A 14,982-nucleotide genomic window follows, 5' to 3' on the forward strand; every position below is an offset into this window, starting at 1 on the left:
CGCAATCAGCCCTGAAAAACGGGTTCCTCCAGGCCTTTGACGCCAGGTCGCAAAGCGAACACACCACCGGCGAGCGGCTGGTCGCTGAGATCGCCACCTGGGCGAATGGAGGTCACGAACAGGGTGTCCAGGTTCGGGCCACCAAACGCACACATGGCAGGTTTTTTCACGGGCACGACCAGCGAGCGGTCGAGTTTGCCGTTGGGGGTAAAGCGATGGACCAGACCCGCGTCGTTGCCGCAGATCCAGTAACAGCCGTCTGCGTCGATTGCAGCGCCGTCCGGGCGGCCCAGATAGTTGTTCATGTCCACGAACAGTCGGCGGTCATGTGGCGTGCCGCTGTCAGTGTCGTAATCGAAAGCCCAGATCTTTTGTACAGCGGGGTGTGAATCGGACAGGTACATGGTTTTGCCGTCCGGGCTGAACGCCAGGCCGTTGGGGACGATCAGGTCTTTGAGTTGCGCCTCCAGTGTCTTTTGCCCGGCGCTGTAGCGATACAGTGCACCAACCACTGCGCCCGCTGCCATGTCCATCAGCATGGTGCCCGCCCAGAAGCGCCCTTGGCGATCACAACGGCCATCATTGAAGCGCATGCCCGTTTGAGCATGCTCAACGCTGGCCAGCAGGGTACTGATCAGGCTGCCGTCGTCGCAGGGCTGCAAGTGATAGAGGCCGTTCTCCATCCCGGCAATCCAGCCGCCACGGCTGTCGGCAGCGATACAGGCCAGCATTTGCGGGGCTTTCCAACTGCGCGTGCGGTCCTGACTGGAATCCCAGCGATGCAGCTCGCCGTTGGGAATATCCACCCAGTACAACGCTTGTTCACGCACGCTCCAGACCGGGCTTTCGCCCGTTGCATTCTGTGCATCGACTATCAGTTCGGCATCCATGACGGTTCGTATCTCCAGAGTTGTGCAACCAGAGTTCTGCGCCAGGAGCGCGCCGCTTATTTATCGCCGAACGGTCCGGACGCTACAAACGCACCGCCCTGGTAAACCATTGCCGGGTCGTCGTCCGCCGGCATTGGCTGGGCGTCGACCTTGGCGCGGAAGACCTCCGAGCTGTCTTTAGGGGCGTAGTCCAGTTTGCTGGCAAAGCGGTTGTCCCACCACACGGTCTTGTTGTCCGACACGCCATACACCACGGTGTGGCCGACGTCCGGCGTGTACAGGGCGCGCTCGAGCAACCGGGTCAGGTCATCGAAGCTCAGCCAGGTGCTCATCATTCTGCGGTTCTGTGGTTCAGGGAACGATGAGCCGATGCGGATGCTGACGGTTTCGATGCCGTAACGATCAAAGTAGAAGCTGGCCATGTCTTCGCCGTAGGACTTGGACAAACCATAGTAGCTGTCCGGGCGGCGCGGGGAGTGCGCGTCGATGGTTTCGTTCTGCTTGTAGAAACCGATCACATGGTTGGAGCTGGCGAAGATCACGCGTTTCACGCCATGCCGGCGGGCGGCCTCGTAGATATGGAACACGCCGCAGATATTAGCGCCGAGGATTTCCTCGAAAGGCCGTTCGACCGACACGCCGCCAAAATGCAGAATGGCGTCCACGCCTTCGACCAGACGGTGTACGGCGTCTTTGTCCGCCAGATCGCAGACCTGCACTTCTTCATGGTCGCCGACCGCGGGCGCCATCTCGGCGATATCAGAGAGTCGCAGAATGTGTGAGTAAGGGCGCAATGTCTCGCGCAATACCTTGCCCAGGCCGCCTGCAGCACCGGTCAGCAGGAGGCGATTGAAGGGAGTTTGAGTGGTATGAGCCGATGCCATGAGAAAAGTCCCGATTGTTATTTTTTGTCATCTGTTGTCGTATGACTTGCCGGATTATCGGCACCGCCTACGTGAATTGTCAACGCGGCCAAGGTATAAAAAAGTCCCTGTGCGAACTGCAGCACAGACACCTGCGACAAGGCAAAGCCGGTCTCGGAAGGCAGGCTTTGCCTCACGGTCAGAGCAGCGAAATCGGGTAGCTGATGAACACCCGGTTTTCGTCGAATTCATTGACACTGAAGTCGCGGCGGATACTTGCGTTGCGCCATTTGACGTTGAGGTTCTTCAGTGCGCCGCTTTGTACGGTGTACGCCAGTTCCGACTCGCGCCCCCATTCCTTGCCGTCAGTGATGGTGCCGGTGTGCACATTATCGCCGCTGATATAGCGGTTCATCATGGTCAGGCCGGGTACACCGAGCACTGCGAAGTTGTAGTCGTGGCGCAACTGCCAGGATTTCTCTTTGGCGTTATCGTAGCTGGAGTTGTAACTGTCGTTGGCCAGCGTGCCGCCGCTGGTGCCGTTGACGCGCATCCACGCCGTATCGCCGGTGAGTTTCTGCAGGCCGACATAAAATGTGCTGCCGCCGTAGCGGGCTGAAAGCAGCGCGTAGGTGGTCTTGTTGTCCAGATCGCCCGCGAGCTTGTTGCCGTCTTCCTTGCCGGTGAAGAAACCCAGGTTGGCCCCCAGGGTCCAGTCGCCGATGGGCTGGCTGTGCAACAGGTTGAAGTACTGCTGCTGGTAGATGTCCTGCAGTTCCGAGTACCAGACACCGACCTGAGTGCGCTTGTCGTTGAAGACGTACTCACCGCCGCCGAAGTTGAAGCGATCAGAAGTAAACGCGCCTCGTCCGTTCATCGACATGTCTTCCATACTGGCGTCGTTACGCGGGCTGTTGCCCCGGAACTGGCCGCCATACAACGTCAGCCCGTCGATTTCCCTGGACGTCACCTGTCCGCCCTGAAAGGTTTGCGGCAACGAGCGGCCGTCATCGGAACGCAGGATTGGCAGCACCGGCATCCATTCGCCCACTTTCAGTTCGGTCTTGGAAACCCGAGCCTTGCCCGCCACACCCAGACGCCCGAAATCATCCGCCGGGCGGCCGTCACTGTGGATCGGCAGCAACTGAGTGCCTCCCGTGCCTTTGCCGCCATCAAGCTTGAGCGAATACAGGCCCAGCACATCAACCCCGAAACCGACCACGCCCTGGGTAAAGCCCGACTTGGCATCGAGGATGAAGTTTTGTGTCCATTCTTCGGCTTTGTTCTGCGGCGCTGCGCTGTTGGGAAACGCGGGGTTGGTGAAGTTACGATTGAAGTACGCATTACGCAGGGTCAGCGTGGCTTTGGTGTCGTCCACGAAACCTTCGGCCATGCTCAGCATCGGGAAAATCAGCGTCATGCCGCCAACACCCAGCAGGATGCGCGAGCGGGAAGTGTGAGATGTCATTATTGTTTTGCTCCCTTGTTTATCAAAACCGTCCCCTTTTCTGGTCACGCGCAGCGGCGACCGACACCTTCGAGGATTACGTGATGCCTGTTGCCAGGCATGGCCTCGACCGACAGACGGCCGAGTACCGTTCGCGGTGTATCAGCGAATACTGTGAATCTGAAAAGGTGTCAGGCACTGCAACGCAGCCAGAGCAGGTAAGGCTTCAATAATCGGTGGGGCGGACGTGTAGACGAGAGTTTTCATGATTGGCCCAGTCTTGTTTTTATTTTTGGCGTTATAGGTTGTCGTACAACCAAGGCGATATTTACAGCGTGGCCTCTGTTTGTCAACGCGCTGTTAGTCGAGGTTTACCGATTCACCTGATTTTTAACCGGTCATAAAGCGCTGGCTGAATGGGACTGAACGCTACGCAAGACTGCGCAGTCCACCTCATAACCCATTCTCTCTTTTGGAGCTGCCGCATGAATCGATTCACCCAGAAAGTCGTTGTTGTCACCGGAGCCGGTTCTGGAATCGGCGAAGCGACCGCCAAGCGTTTCGCACATGAAGGCGCGAGCGTCGTGCTGGTCGGTCGCAATCAGGAGAAGCTTGCCAAAGTAGCCGCGCAACTGAAAGGTGCAGAGCATCTGATCAGGGCTACCGATGTGGCGGATCTGACGGATGTAGAGGCGCTGTTCAAGGAAGTGGCTGAACGCTTCGGTCGCTTGGATGTACTGGTCAACAACGCAGGTGTCGTCAAGTCGGGCAAGGTGACGGAGCTGGGCGTGGAAGACTGGAAAGCAGTGATGTCAGTGGATCTGGATGGTGTTTTTTATTGCACCCGTACCGCCATGCCTGCGTTGATCGCCAGCAAAGGCAACATCATCAACGTATCGTCGGTGTCCGGCCTGGGCGGCGACTGGGGCATGAGCTTCTACAATGCTGCCAAAGGCGCGATTACCAATTTCACCCGCGCGCTGGCCCTGGACCATGGCGCAGATGGCGTACGAATCAATGCCGTTTGCCCATCACTGACTCGCAGCGAACTGACTGAAGACATGCTGGGTGATGAAGCATTAATGGCAAAGTTCATGGAACGCATCCCGCTGGGGCGTCCGGGCGAAGCTGAAGATGTCGGCGATGTCATCGCTTTTCTGGCCAGTGAAGACGCGCGCTTCGTGACTGGCGTCAACCTCCCGGTGGATGGCGGATTGTCAGCGTCCAACGGCCAGCCGCCGCAGGCTTGATGTTGCTAGCTGCGCCTTTGCCACCTCGCCAGGTGGTCGATTGTGATCATTTTAAAGTGCTTCAGCGCAGAAGAGTGCAGACGTCACGATTCGCGTACGCCCAATGTGGCCGCGCTGCAAAAGGCCGGCGCGGCGATCGCCAGTGACTAAATAGTCCGCATCGCCTGCAAGCGCCATAGCCAGCAAAAATGAATCATTTGGATCATCGGCCTCTTCTTCAATTGTCAGGCGCTCTAGCACTAGAGCTCGCTGCAGGTTATTGATCATGGTGCCAACTTTGGAGGGCTGCAGGATAGCCTGCAACTTGGGGTAGCGGCTGGCCCGACGAATTTCATCCAGCTGCATCTGTGAGGTCACTATCTCGAAGCGGGCGGTGCGCCAGGCACGATAAAAGGTGTCGGGTGCACCATGTGGCGAGATCAGGGCGCTGAACAGGATGTTGGTATCCAATACGACCCGCATCAGGGTTTGCGTGCCCAGTCGAGAGCTTCATCAATCGTGTTGGTCAGCTGTGCCTCACTTAAATGCGCATTGGAAGCTTTTGCCTGCTCAGCGCTCAATTCCAGAATATGTGCCCGCACTGCTTCTTCGATGAAGCGAGAGAGGTCGCCTTTGCGACCACCGCCTTGGCTGGCCAGAAACATGCGCAGCGATTGGTCAGTGTCTACAGAAACGGCTATGTTCCAGCGAGTTGTATTCATACCTTTTCCTCGATAGGTGTTTATGTGTTTATACACCTGTCTTTTGTTTTTGTGGAACAGTCGAAAAGCTTTGCAGCAGCTTGAGTGCCTTTTTGTGGAGGATAGAAACAAACAAGCCCGGAAAACCGGGCTTGAGGGTTGCTGCGGATGATCAGATCCGGAAGTGGCTGACCATCGTCTGCAATTGTCCGCCCAGGCGCGCCAGCTCGACGCTGGAGGCAGCGGTTTCCTCGCTGGCCGAGGCGGTCTGCTCGGACACATCGCGCACGTTGACGATGCTGCGGCTGATTTCCTCGGCTACGGCGCTCTGCTCCTCGGCAGCGGCGGCGATTTGCTGGTTCATGGCCTGAATGTTGGAGACTGTCTGGGTGATGCTGCCCAGCGACGTACCGGCCTGACGGCTCAGCTGTACGCTGCTGACGGTCAGTTCGCGGCTGCTCAGCATGATGCTGGACACTTGGCGCGTGCCGCTTTGCAGGGCGGCAACCAGCGTCTCGATCTCGACGGTGGATTGCTGCGTACGCTGCGCCAGGCCACGAACTTCGTCGGCAACCACGGCAAAGCCACGCCCGGCTTCCCCGGCACGCGCGGCCTCGATGGCGGCGTTGAGGGCCAGCAGGTTGGTTTGTTCGGCCACCGCCTTGATCACATCCATGACCTTGCCGATCTTGTCGCTTTCCTGCTCCAGCAGGCCCATGGCGTCTGCCGAGCGACCCACTTCGTTGGCCAGACGCTCGATCTGGGCAATCGCTTCGCCCACCACCTTGTCGCCATCGCGTGCTTCGCGGTCGGCGTTGGACGCTGCCTGCGAGGCCTGCTCGGCGTTACGCGCCACTTCTGCAACCGTGGCCGACATCTCGTGCATGGCCGTGGCCACCTGATCGGTTTCGACTTTCTGGCTGTTGACGCCGGCGCTGGTCTGTTCGGTAACGGCCGATAGCTCTTCGGCGGCACTGGCGATCTGTACGACACTGTCGCGAATCCCGCCGATCAGCTCACGCAGCGTGCTGCCCATGCGCTGAATACCTTGCTGCAACACACCCAGCTCGTCACGACGAGTGACCGCCAGGGTCTGGGTCAGGTCGCCGGAAGCAATGCGATCGACCACTGCCAGGGTTTCCTGCAATGGACGGGTAATCTGCCGGGTGATGATCACGGCTGCGATCATGCCCAAAATGATGGCCAGCAGCGTGCAAGTGATCTGCGTAGTGCGGGCCTGCGCGCTTTCCTGATCGCGGCGATTCAGTTGCAACTGATACATGGCTTCGCTGATTTTGACGATGTCCTGGCCCTGTACCGTCATTTCCTGGCGAGCCAGAGCGATGTTAGCAGTCGCGGCCTTGAAGTTCTGCAGCGTGGTGCGGTAGGCCATCAGCGAGGTTTCCAGTTGCCTGAGCTGATCGGCCTGGGTGCTGCTGAACGTTGTTTTCAGCGTGTCCAGATCCTTGATGGCCAGATCCAGTTTTGCCACGGCTGCCTGCTCGGTTTCGGGCGTGGCATTGGTGGTGTAGCCACGCACTTCATAACGCGCGAGCCTCAGGTTTTCCTTTGCATCAGTGACGATCCGGTATTGCTCAAACCGATTGGCATCGGCAGGGTCCATTTTTTTTACTTCATCCTGAAGCAGCTCAAACACATCGATACTTTTGCCGGCATGCATGGTCAGTTCATCACGCGCCGCAGTGCTGGCCTTGTACCCGCTGCGCATATTATTCAGCGATTTCTGATAGTCAGCGATCACCGCAGACAATTGTTCGAGCATTTTCACGTTCTCAGGGCTCTTGAACGTGGCCAGCAGCTTCTGCTGATAATTCTTGAAGCCATCCAGCGAAACCTGAACGGCCTCTGCGACTTTCTCGTCGCCGTCAGCCACCATGTACTGCAGGCGGGCAACCCGCAGTTTGGTCAGTTGTGAATTAAGTGACGTAATGTCGCTCATCCAGTTGCTGCGATTGATCAGACTGGTCATGCTGGTCCAGCCGGTCAGGGCAAGAATGGCAGTAAAAACAAGTACAAGACCAAACCCGAGGGCCAGCTTCATATTGACGCTGATGTTTGCGAACCAGCTATTCATCGAATTCTCCGAGCGTGGTCATTTTAAAGGTGAAGCGGTTGGCGGAAGTTGTGACTGTGCGACCGCCAAGGCATTTCATACAGACACCATCGGCCAGCGTTCGCCAAGCTAAAATAAAAAATGCGCGAATAGTAAAAGAGACCGGCGGGCTTTCAATCACGGCATGTCACGGTTATAAATGCTCGCCGAGCACATTGAAACAGAGCATTGTCGTCATTAAAAAGACGTCAAAATGCTGTCCCTGTTCGTGCAATGAACACCTTCTTTTTGTGGGCTTATTGCTTACAGGGAATGACATTCTTGTAAGCAAGTTGCTCAGGCAGCCGAACCCCTCTGTCCCTGTTGAGATGCCTCGTAATGACTTTAAAGTTTCGTCATAAAATCCTGCTGGCTGCGTCCGGCGTTGTGGTATTGGCGTTCGCGCTGTTCACGCTGTACAACGATTACCTGCAACGCACCACCATCAACCAGAACTTGGAGTCCTCGGTGGGGCAGGCAGGGCAACTGACCGCCAGCAGTGTGCAGAACTGGCTGAGCGGACGCATTCTGGTGCTGGAAAACCTCGCCCAGAACGTCGCGTTTCAGGGCGTGAATTCCGACCTGAGCGGGCTGGTATCGCAGTCTTCACTGGTGTCGACCTTTCAGTTCACCTACGTTGGTGACAGCAAAGGCATGTTCACTCAGCGGCCTAATGTCGATATGCCGGCGGGTTACGACCCACGCCAGCGGCCTTGGTACAAGTCCACGGTCGACGCCGGCAAAACCATTCTCAGTGCGCCGTATCTGGCTTCTGTCGGCGGCCTGGTGGTAACCATCGCCAGCCCGGTCAGGACCGCAGGTCAGGTGAGCGGTGTGGCGGGCGGTGACCTGAGCCTGGACACGCTGGTCAAGATTATCAATTCGGTCGAATTCGGCGGTATCGGTTACGCCTTTCTGGTCAGTGGCGACGGGCAGATCATCGTCAGCCCGGACAAAGACCAGGTCATGAAAAACCTCAAGGATATCTACCCCGGCCAGACCCTCAGCCTGGACGCGCGCTTGCGTGAGGTCAACCTCAATGGTCAGCAAAGGCTGTTGTCGTTCACCCCGATTACCGGGCTGCCCTCGGCTGACTGGTACATCGGCTTGTCGATCGACAAGGACAAGGCCTACGCGCCGTTGAGCCAGTTCCGCAGCTCGGCGATGGTTGCTGTGTTGATTGCCGTGACAGTGATTGCGTTGTTGTTGAGCCTGCTGATTCGCGCACTGATGCGCCCACTGACCGACATGGGCCGGGCAATGCAGGACATCGCCCAGGGCGAGGGTGACTTGACCCGACGCCTGAGTATTCAGGGCAAGGACGAGTTCGCCGAACTGGGCGGCTCGTTCAACCAGTTCGTAGAGCGCGTGCATGCCTCCATTGCCGAGGTCTCCTCTGCCACGCTGCAGGTGCATGACCTGTCGCAACGAGTGGTCAACTCTTCCAACTCGTCAATCGTCGGCTTTGACGAGCAGAGCGCCCGCACCAACAGTGTGGCCGCTGCCATCAACGAGCTGGGTGCTGCGACCCAGGAAATTGCCCGTAACGCATCGGACGCCTCGATTCAGGCCAGTGAAGCCCGAACTCAGGCTGAAGACGGTCAGGTGGTGGTCGAAAAGACCATCAACGCCATGAGCGAGTTGTCCGCCAAGATCAGCGATTCCTGCACGCAGATCGAGCAGCTCAATGCCAGCACCGACAACATCGGCCATATCCTCGATGTCATCAAAGGCATTTCGCAACAAACCAACCTGCTGGCCCTCAACGCCGCCATCGAAGCTGCGCGTGCGGGTGAAGCGGGCCGTGGTTTTGCGGTAGTCGCCGATGAAGTGCGTAACCTGGCTCATCGCACTCAGACATCCGCAGACGAAATTCACAAGATGATCGGTGGTTTGCAGACCGGCTCACAGCACGCTGTGCTCAACATGAACGAAAGTCAGTTGTCTAGTCAGGAAAGTGTCGAAGTTGCCAATCAGGCGGGAAGTCGACTGCGCGATGTAACGCGTCGTATTGGCGAAATCGATGGCATGAACCAGTCTGTCGCAGCCGCCACAGAAGAGCAGACCGCTGTTGTTGAAACACTCAACATTGATATCAACCAGATCAACACACTGAATCAGCAAGGCGTCGCCAACCTTAATGAAACCCTCAATGATTGCGCTGCGCTTTCACAGCAAGCCGGACGTTTGAAACAATTGGTCGACAGTTTCAAGATCTGACCGTATATCCAGTAACAGAGGCCGGATCACATGAGTGTGGTCCGGTTCCTGAACAGGGTGTCCTGTCATCGTTTCAACTTTCAGAACTGCGCAGAATAAAAAAGGCCTGCACGGTGGCAGGCCTTCTGTTAGAGATCCTTTTTGACCTCTTTATCGATGTGCTTGTCAGCCTTGTGACGTTCCTTATCGTCATGCTTGGCACCTTTGTCGTTCTCACCCGCGTCGTGCTTTACGCCTTTGTCCACTTCTTTGGCGTCATGATCAACGCCTTTATCCAGCTCGCGGTTGTCGTGTCTGACGCCCTTTTCCAGCTCGCTCTCTGCGAAAGCTGCTGGTGCTGCGGCACCTGCCAGGAAGAGTGCGGCAGTCATGGAGAGTACGAGTTTGCGCATGCGTTGCTCCTTCATAAGAAATGCTGGCCCTTCGTAAGCCATCCTTGTTGAGCATAGCTCATGACTGAGAGCTGGGTTTGGGAGTGGGCTGGGCAAAAAGTACGGCATTGGGTGAGGCTTTCTGCATTCAGGAGCGCTGGGCTCAGGTTCAGAGCGGTAGCAACTAGCAATAGGGTGCTGCGCCAGTGGCTACTGGAGGCTGTGAGCAGCCGCCAGAAACAAGAAAGCCCGCACGAGGCGGGCTTCTTGTTTGGTTTAAAGCTTCAGAGAAGCTTTTAAACTGGTAGTTGGTGGTACACAGTCATTTGAACCTGAATCTTAAGACTTTGTTTTATATAGTTTTTTATTTTGCATTTTTAGTTAGGCATACATGTGGGCATACACGGTTGGTTTGCCTGTCCCATTCACTCTGCATGCAGCGCAGCAATTCATTGGGGTTACTAGCTGGTATGACATGGATTGGCGCAGTAGTAGCAACCGTTAATCCTGTTATCCGACCATTTTTGTTTGGCGGCGGCTACCGCTCCATGACACGTGGGATAGCCCAGCCGACAGTTCCGTGGTTGGTACCCGAGTGGCATGCAGCAGGCAGAATTGTTCGGGCTAATTCCGAAAACTGGCGGGGTCCCTGGGAGTATTGAGCTAGCACGGGGCAGGAAACCCGCGTGGGTTTGGTAGCTGCTGCTCGGTTGACGTTGGTTGACAGTTGGCGGGTTGACAGCAGCACATCAGTAGCTGAGGGAATGAACATCTGGGTTCACCACCCGATTGGGTGAGTTCACCGGGTTCACCAGTTCACTAAGCTGGGAAAACGTCGGCTACTCAAGATGCGCGGGTTCCCTGCCCCGTATGCAGCGGAGGTCCTCAGGGTCCCCCGGCTTATGCCGGATTCCATTCGCTGATGGTGCTCACTTCAAAGGGGGGGCGGGGACAGGCCTTTCAAATGCGGTGTAACTGGTGTTTCAGGTGTAACGCTAATGCTTAAGTAAATGAAAAATAAGGATAAAATAGTTGTAACACTTCGCCGAGAGTTTCTGTGTATGTGATGTAACAATACGGAACTGTGTAACGCTGCCGCTGCCTCCTAGGGAAGGTCTGAAGTAGGCATCGATTTTTGACGCTCTCATGGCCTGAGGTTCAAAAAAAGCTCGCCCGATCAGATAATTAGACGTTTTCCGCTCTTAACTCATCGATTTTCCTTCAAACAGCACCTTTCCAAGGCGTTTTTCCGCATTACAGGCGCACCTCTCCCATCGCCAGCAGCCGTTTTCGCACCATCCAAAGGTTCGACAAGGCAAACAGAGTAGCCTGTTGCGCGGTGTTTTTAGCCAGCCCGCGAAACCGGACTTTCGTATAACCAAACTGGCGCTTGATCACGCGAAACGGATGTTCAACCTTCGCCCGTAACTGGGCTTTCGTGAACTCGATTTTGCGATAGACCCGTGCGATCAAACTTTTCTCGCCATGCTTTTTATAACGGCTTGGGCGGGCCGCAATTGACCAGATCATCTGACGATCCTGATGCTCCGCACGCTTGTCCACGCCGGTGTAGCCCGCATCACCGCTGACATAGGTTTCCTCACCATGTAGCAATTGATCAACCTGAGTCACGTCCGCCACATTCGCCGCAGTACCCACCAGGCTATGGACTAAACCCGACTCGGCATCGACGCCGATATGCGCTTTCATGCCGAAGAAATACTGGTTTCCTTTCTTCGTCTGATGCATTTCGGGATCGCGTTTGCCGTCCTTGTTCTTGGTCGAGCTCGGCGCATGAATGATCGTCGCATCGACCACCGTACCTTGGCGCAGCATCAAACCTCGATCACCCAGATAGCCATTGATGACCTGCAAAATCCCGCCTGCCAACTCATGCTTTTCCAACAGACGCCGGAAGTTGAGAATCGTGGTTTCATCGGCGATTCGATCCAGACTCAACCCTGCGAACTGGCGCAGGATCGTTGTCTCGTAAAGTGCTTCCTCCATCGCCGGATCGCTGTAACCAAACCAGTTCTGCATCAGGTGAATACGCAGCATCGCCATCAGCGGATAAGCCGGACGGCTAGGAGCCGTCCTCAAGAAAGAATGAGCTAGCCATATTGAGCAGATCAAAGGCCTTCCAAAAGTGCTCTTTGAATTGTTCGTGTAGAGCCAGCTCGCCAACGGCTAATTCGACATCGTCCACGTCCCACACTAGGGAGTTTATGTCGAAGCCAGCGATCTCCAGTAATGTCTCGTTCCCCTGCTTTGCGGCCATTTAGGCTTCCCCTCCGCCCCGAATCCGGTGTGATTTCGCCCGCGTCGCCATAAGCGAAATACGGCTGCCATCAGTCTTGAGGGGGGCGTGACCGTTACACGAACCGACAAGGTTACACGCCGTGTACGTTAGAACTGCGTTATGTGTAACTTCAAATAAAACTAAGTAATTCAGTATGTTAGGTTTACTCGTTACACCCGTAACACGAGTTACACCGGTTTTGATTGGGACATGGGATTGGCGACTCATACGGCTTTTCCGAAATGTCCTTGCACCACGTTACCTGTTGCGAGTCCATCAAGATGATCTGCGTACCACTGCATCATTACAGCCCGTTGCTCCAGGTATTGAGCTTTGTTGTAAACGCCTCGTACGCCAGGCGCCTTGTGGCTCAGTTGAGACTCCACATGATCTGCGGGAAATCCGTGCTCATTGAGGATCGTGCTTGCGATATGTCGGAAGCCGTGTCCGGTCTGTCGGCCTTCGTATCCAAGACGTCTTAAGGCCATCAGGAAGACAGTATCGCTTCGGGGTTTGGTACGGTCGCTTCGGCCAGGAAATAGAAGAGTGTATGACCCGGTGATTACGTAAAGTTGCTTGAGCGCGTCGATTGCCTGACGACTCAGCGGGACCAGATGCTCACGTCCCTTTTTGCGACCTTTTCGCTCAATGGGGACTGTCCATATTTTTTTGGCTAAGTCGAACTCGGACCACGTCGCTTCTCGAAGCTCGCTAGGCCGCACGGCAAGCAACGTCAGAAGCTGTAGGCCAAGCTGAACGTCCTTTGCATGAGGATATGAGCTTATTGCCCTGAGCAAGGCGGGAAGCTCATCAGGTGGAACGTGTGCATAGTTTTCAGCTTTGCCAGAAGAGAGGAATTTGTGAACCCCTTCCAATGGATTATTCACGGCCCTGCCTGTTACGCGAGCCAAGTCATAGACGTCTTTGCAATAAGCCCTTACCCGGCTCATCTGCTCAAGAATTCCCTGCTTCTCAAGCCCTCTCAGCCTCAGGCTCTAGGCCTGCAAGGGTGGTGTCTGCGAGAGGGCGGCGCTTAATGTCTGCGCGTTTCATCCATGTATGCCTCAGTTCAATTAATATTGAAGCATACACGTGGGCATACACGGCTGGGAAGGATAAGGGTAGATAAGGATGAACAGCCAGATACAAGAAAGCCCGCACTAGGCGGGCTTCTTGGGGTTGTTTATAGACAACCATAGACGTCTATAAACAGGTACTTGGTGGCTACACAGGGACTTGAACCCCGGACCCCAGCATTATGAATGCTATGCTCTAACCAACTGAGCTATGTAGCCAAGTGGCGCGCATTATTCGCGCTAAGCGGATATGTGTCAAGCGTTGCTGTGAAAAATAATTGCTTGTGATCAATCGCTTAGGCAGACGCCACCGCAATGGCGGCGTTTTCCAGTGGTTATCGGAACAGGGTGTCGAGCATTTCCAGGTCATCGAACTCTTCCGCCATCTCCAGCATGTCGGCCATCTCCCGTTGATCCCTGAGCCAGGCCTTGAGGCTCCTTGGTTCAGTGAGTGCCTGCAGTTCATCTTGCGCTTGATCAAGGTGTCCACGGATGATTTTGATCTGCTTCGCACATTTGCCGTTGACGGTCTTGGGTTTGATGTCCTCGTAGGGGTCCATCAGGAATTGTTCCCTGATCGTCATCTTGCGATCATGGATCTCGTCTTCCAACTCTCTGAGCTGTTCGCTCAGGATGCGGTTGAAGTGTTTGAGGCGTTTGTCGGAGATGCTGTCGATGTGGGTCTGGTCGATCTGCTCGATCTCCATTTGCATCTGCAGTAGCGCCAGCAGGTTGTCATTTTCGTAGGCTTCGTTCACTCGCTGCATGAGCGCCGTTTTTCGCTCGCGCTCATCGGCGTCCTGCTCGCGGTCCGGGTGCAGTGCGCTGGCCAGTTTGCGGTAGATTTCGCGTAACGACTGGCTGCCTTCTGCCTGTTCCTGCTCGCGGCGTATTTCGCTGGCGGTGGGTTTTTTCGGCTTCTGTGAGTGTTGTTCCTGTTCGGCCCGTTCTCTCAGTTGCTCTTCAATGTGCCGGGTCACGTCGTCAATGGATTGCAGGTCGACATCGTCTCCCAGTTCCACGCCCAACTCGTCCTCCAGCGACGTCTTGAACAGCTCGTCTTCCAATCGCCGCTCTTCGTCGAAATCGTTACCTGTGTATTTGAGATACAACTGCTTGAGCTCTTCGTCGTGCCCTGCGCCCATGAGCGAAATCGTAATGGCGCAGATGATCTCCAACAGCGTGGCGCGGTCTTTCTTGCTCAGGCGGAATTGATCAAAGGCCTGGTCAAGCAGGCGCAGCTTGCTTATGTCGTTCTCGGCTTGCTCTTTGAACATCGGGACCAGCTCTTTGGCCCACAGCTGCTCACAGGTCGTCGAAGCCGATAACCATTGCTGGAGAAGCTTGCGTCTGGTTTCAAGCTTTTCCATCAGCGTGTTGAATTTTTTCTGGCCGGCGCTCAATTGAGGCTTGGAGGGTTGCGCAACGATACGCGGCGACGCGGGCGGGGTGGTCATGAGGAGACCTCCTGTGAGGGCGAGATCGCGGTGACTTATAGGGGGGTTTCTACCAAGCTTACTTTTTTCGGCGTGCTCTCAGGGTGAATAATTTGCTGTTGTAAGAAAGCCTTTTCCGACTGGTGGGGGCGGTCCGGTTCTTGCTTGAATGTAGTTGAAGCGTCAATTGCCGCACTACTTGCTACGAAAGCGATCCTGCCACAGCGTTTTTCGTACCAATGTGAGGCAACACGTATCGCCATTGAAACAAGAACATGGCATTTTGCTGTCAGTGTTTTTTCTGAAAAAATGCATCGCCTCTGTTTGTTCAGATCCG

The 14,982-nt window shown here is 55.6% G+C and carries 11 protein-coding genes, 1 tRNA gene and 2 pseudogenes; 2 read left to right on the forward strand and 12 right to left on the reverse strand.

Translation table 11 applies throughout. The annotated features are described in order from the left end of the window. Positions 1-5 precede the first annotated feature (5 nt). The 3 genes from PSPTO_RS05545 to PSPTO_RS05555 all read right to left on the reverse strand — a co-directional run bounded on the left by PSPTO_RS05545 (position 6) and on the right by PSPTO_RS05555 (position 3,221). Positions 6-890 (reverse strand): glucurono-1,5-lactonase, encoded by an 885-nt coding sequence (locus tag PSPTO_RS05545; RefSeq protein ID WP_011103398.1) that lies wholly within the window; start codon positions 888-890, stop codon positions 6-8. A 56-nt stretch (positions 891-946) separates the two neighbouring features. Then, entirely contained in the window at positions 947-1,774 is an 828-nt protein-coding gene (locus tag PSPTO_RS05550) for an NAD-dependent epimerase/dehydratase family protein (RefSeq protein ID WP_011103399.1), read from the reverse strand. A gap of 178 nt (positions 1,775-1,952) precedes the next feature. After that, positions 1,953-3,221: an OprD family porin gene (locus tag PSPTO_RS05555; protein WP_007244158.1), complete on the reverse strand. Its 1,269-nt coding sequence runs from the start codon at positions 3,219-3,221 to the stop codon at positions 1,953-1,955. Between the two features lie 464 nt (positions 3,222-3,685). On the opposite strand from PSPTO_RS05555, the gene PSPTO_RS05560 reads away from it, so the two are divergent. After that, positions 3,686-4,450, forward strand: coding sequence for an SDR family NAD(P)-dependent oxidoreductase (locus PSPTO_RS05560; protein WP_005770966.1), 765 nt, complete (start codon positions 3,686-3,688; stop codon positions 4,448-4,450). A gap of 51 nt (positions 4,451-4,501) precedes the next feature. Here the strand turns inward: PSPTO_RS05560 and PSPTO_RS05565 are convergent, their stop codons facing one another. The 3 genes from PSPTO_RS05565 to PSPTO_RS05575 form a co-directional block, all read right to left on the reverse strand. Next, complete coding sequence (locus PSPTO_RS05565) at positions 4,502-4,912, reverse strand: putative toxin-antitoxin system toxin component, PIN family (protein ID WP_005770968.1); 411 nt, start codon at positions 4,910-4,912, stop codon at positions 4,502-4,504. Further along, on the reverse strand, positions 4,912-5,151 hold the full coding sequence (locus PSPTO_RS05570) for a ribbon-helix-helix domain-containing protein (RefSeq protein WP_005770970.1): 240 nt from the start codon (positions 5,149-5,151) through the stop codon (positions 4,912-4,914). The genes PSPTO_RS05565 and PSPTO_RS05570 overlap by 1 nt, the downstream gene beginning before the upstream one ends. A 151-nt stretch (positions 5,152-5,302) precedes the next feature. After that, positions 5,303-7,225 carry a HAMP domain-containing methyl-accepting chemotaxis protein gene (locus tag PSPTO_RS05575; RefSeq protein ID WP_046463739.1) on the reverse strand — a complete coding sequence of 641 codons (1,923 nt, stop codon included), beginning with the start codon at positions 7,223-7,225 and terminating at the stop codon, positions 5,303-5,305. A 357-nt stretch (positions 7,226-7,582) separates the two neighbouring features. Between PSPTO_RS05575 and PSPTO_RS05580 the strand changes: the two genes are divergently transcribed. Then, complete coding sequence (locus PSPTO_RS05580; RefSeq protein ID WP_011103402.1) at positions 7,583-9,463, forward strand: methyl-accepting chemotaxis protein; 1,881 nt, start codon at positions 7,583-7,585, stop codon at positions 9,461-9,463. 128 nt (positions 9,464-9,591) lie between these two features. Here PSPTO_RS05580 and PSPTO_RS05585 read toward each other — a convergent pair whose 3' ends face one another. The 6 genes and pseudogenes from PSPTO_RS05585 to PSPTO_RS05610 form a co-directional block, all read right to left on the reverse strand. Then, positions 9,592-9,855, reverse strand: coding sequence for a hypothetical protein (locus PSPTO_RS05585; protein ID WP_011103403.1), 264 nt, complete (start codon positions 9,853-9,855; stop codon positions 9,592-9,594). A gap of 1,233 nt (positions 9,856-11,088) precedes the next feature. Beyond that, positions 11,089-11,916, reverse strand: a pseudogene (locus PSPTO_RS05590) (IS5-like element ISPssy family transposase); the annotation flags it as partial. A gap of 1 nt (position 11,917) precedes the next feature. After that, positions 11,918-12,112 (reverse strand): hypothetical protein, encoded by a 195-nt coding sequence (locus PSPTO_RS05595; protein ID WP_046463737.1) that lies wholly within the window; start codon positions 12,110-12,112, stop codon positions 11,918-11,920. Between the two features lie 245 nt (positions 12,113-12,357). Then, positions 12,358-13,119 (reverse strand): annotated as a pseudogene (locus PSPTO_RS05600) (tyrosine-type recombinase/integrase); the annotation flags it as partial. 232 nt (positions 13,120-13,351) lie between these two features. Continuing rightward, positions 13,352-13,428: transfer RNA gene (locus PSPTO_RS05605), tRNA-Met, on the reverse strand. A 116-nt stretch (positions 13,429-13,544) separates the two neighbouring features. Continuing rightward, positions 13,545-14,666 carry a J domain-containing protein gene (locus tag PSPTO_RS05610; protein WP_011103404.1) on the reverse strand — a complete coding sequence of 374 codons (1,122 nt, stop codon included), beginning with the start codon at positions 14,664-14,666 and terminating at the stop codon, positions 13,545-13,547. Positions 14,667-14,982 lie beyond the last annotated feature (316 nt).

The sequence above is a fragment of the Pseudomonas syringae pv. tomato str. DC3000 genome, assembly GCF_000007805.1.
GTDB classification, from domain to species: domain Bacteria; phylum Pseudomonadota; class Gammaproteobacteria; order Pseudomonadales; family Pseudomonadaceae; genus Aquipseudomonas; species Aquipseudomonas avellanae.

Excerpts from the sequence above, each read along its gene's own strand:
- PSPTO_RS05565 (WP_005770968.1), bottom strand. The coding sequence starts at position 4,912 with ATGCGGGTCGTATTGGATACCAACATCCTGTTCAGCGCCCTGATCTCG.
- PSPTO_RS05595 (WP_046463737.1), bottom strand. The coding sequence starts at position 12,112 with ATGGCCGCAAAGCAGGGGAACGAGACATTACTGGAGATCGCTGGCTTC.
- PSPTO_RS05545 (WP_011103398.1), bottom strand. The coding sequence starts at position 890 with ATGGATGCCGAACTGATAGTCGATGCACAGAATGCAACGGGCGAAAGC.
- PSPTO_RS05575 (WP_046463739.1), bottom strand. The coding sequence starts at position 7,225 with ATGAATAGCTGGTTCGCAAACATCAGCGTCAATATGAAGCTGGCCCTC.
- PSPTO_RS05555 (WP_007244158.1), bottom strand. The coding sequence starts at position 3,221 with ATGACATCTCACACTTCCCGCTCGCGCATCCTGCTGGGTGTTGGCGGC.
- PSPTO_RS05585 (WP_011103403.1), bottom strand. The coding sequence starts at position 9,855 with ATGCGCAAACTCGTACTCTCCATGACTGCCGCACTCTTCCTGGCAGGT.
- PSPTO_RS05610 (WP_011103404.1), bottom strand. The coding sequence starts at position 14,666 with ATGACCACCCCGCCCGCGTCGCCGCGTATCGTTGCGCAACCCTCCAAG.
- PSPTO_RS05560 (WP_005770966.1), top strand. The coding sequence starts at position 3,686 with ATGAATCGATTCACCCAGAAAGTCGTTGTTGTCACCGGAGCCGGTTCT.
- PSPTO_RS05580 (WP_011103402.1), top strand. The coding sequence starts at position 7,583 with ATGACTTTAAAGTTTCGTCATAAAATCCTGCTGGCTGCGTCCGGCGTT.
- PSPTO_RS05550 (WP_011103399.1), bottom strand. The coding sequence starts at position 1,774 with ATGGCATCGGCTCATACCACTCAAACTCCCTTCAATCGCCTCCTGCTG.
- PSPTO_RS05570 (WP_005770970.1), bottom strand. The coding sequence starts at position 5,151 with ATGAATACAACTCGCTGGAACATAGCCGTTTCTGTAGACACTGACCAA.